1 protein-coding gene is annotated in these 1,877 nt (G+C 63.5%); it reads left to right on the top strand.

The window, feature by feature from the left end; genetic code table 11:
* Positions 1–1,877 (top strand): primary-amine oxidase (locus ACFQ50_RS24475; RefSeq protein WP_377998221.1); only part of this gene is annotated, 1,877 nt, incomplete at both ends.

Raw genomic sequence — 1,877 nt, 5'->3', positions numbered from 1 at the left:
TGTTGGGGTAGCGCACCCCCTGGATCCGTTGTCGCGGGCGGAGATTTCGCGTGCGGTGGCTGTTTTGAAGGAGGGGCCGGCTGCGGCGGAGTCGTTCCGTTTTATCAGCGTTGAGTTGCGTGAGCCGTCGAAGGAGGATCTGCGCAATGGTGTGCGGGTGGTTCGTGAGGCGGACGCGGTCCTGGTTGACCGTGCCGTGGCGCGTTCGTACGAGGCGGTCGTGAATCTTGAGGCCGGCACGGTTGATGGGTGGAAGCAGTTGGCTGCGGATGTTCAGCCGCCGTTCATGCTGGATGAGTTCGCCGAGTGTGAGGAAGGGTGCCGGAAGGATCCGAAGGTCATTGAGGCTCTTGCCAAGCGGGGCCTGACGAACCTGGATCTGGTGTGTTTCGAGCCGTGGTCGGTGGGGTATTTCGGTGAGGACGCCGAGGGCCGGCGCCTGATGCGTGCCCTGGTCTTTGTCCGGGACGAGCCGGACGACAGCCCGTACGCGCACCCGATCGAGAACTTCATCGTCTTTTACGACCTGTCCTCCGGTGAGGTTGTCAGGGTCGAGGATGACCAGGCGATCCCGGTCCCGGCCGCGCGCGGGAACTACCTGCCCAAGTACGTCGGCCCGGCCCGCACGGACCTGAAGCCGATCGAGATCACCCAGCCCGAGGGCGCCTCGTTCCAGGTCACCGGGAACCATGTCCGGTGGGCTGACTGGTCCTTCCGGGTCGGGTTCACCCCGCGTGAGGGCCTGGTCCTGCACCAGCTGAAGTTCCGTGACCAGGGCGTGGACCGTCCGGTGATCAACCGTGCCTCGCTCTCGGAAATGGTCGTCCCCTATGGTGACACCGCCCCGGTGCAGGCGAAGAAGAACGCGTTCGATTCCGGTGAGTACAACATCGGGAACATGGCCAACTCCCTGACCCTGGGCTGTGACTGCCTGGGCGAGATCAAGTACTTCGACGGCAACTCCGTGGATTCCCACGGCAACCCGTGGACGATCGAGAACGCGATCTGCATGCACGAGGAAGACGACTCGATCCTGTGGAAGCACTTCGACTTCCGCGAGGGCACCGCCGAGACCCGCCGTAACCGCAAGCTCGTGATCTCCTTCATCGCCACGGTCGCGAACTACGAGTACGCCTTCTACTGGCACCTGTTCCTGGACGGGTCCATCGAGTTCCTCGTCAAGGCCACCGGCATCCTCTCCACCGCCGGCCAGCAACCCGGCCAGAAGAGCCCGTACGGGCAGTCCCTGAACAACGACGGGCTCTACGCACCCATCCACCAGCACATGTTCAACGTCCGGATGGACTTCGAACTCGACGGCACCAACAACTCCGTCTACGAAGTCGACATGGAATACCCCGAGCACAACCCCACCCACACCGCGTTCAAGGCCGTGGACCGGCTCCTGGAAACCGAACAGGCCGCGATCCGCAAAACCGACTCCGCCAAACACCGGTTCTGGAAAATCGCCAACCACGAATCCAAAAACATCGTGGACGAACCCGTCGCCTACCGGCTGATCCCCACCGACGGGATCCAGCTCGCCGCCGGCGACGAGTCCTACGTCTCCAAACGCGCCCAGTTCGCCCGGAACAACCTCTGGGTCACCGCCTACGACCGGACCGAACGCTTCGCCGCCGGCGAATACCCCAACCAGGCCACCGGCGCCGACGACGGCCTGCACATCTGGACCCAAAAAGACCGGAACATCGTCGATACCGACCTCGTGGTCTGGTACACCTTCGGCATGCACCACGTCGTCCGCCTCGAAGACTGGCCCGTCATGCCCCGCCAGAACATCGGCTTCATGCTCGAACCCCACGGCTTCTTCAACCAAAACCCCACCCTCAACCTCCCCACCGAAACCCGCGGCACCA

The organism is Arthrobacter sp. NPDC056493 (genome assembly GCF_042795115.1).
In the GTDB taxonomy this organism is placed as follows: Bacteria; Actinomycetota; Actinomycetes; order Actinomycetales; family Micrococcaceae; genus Arthrobacter.
This window is presented reverse-complemented; position numbering and strand designations above follow the sequence as displayed.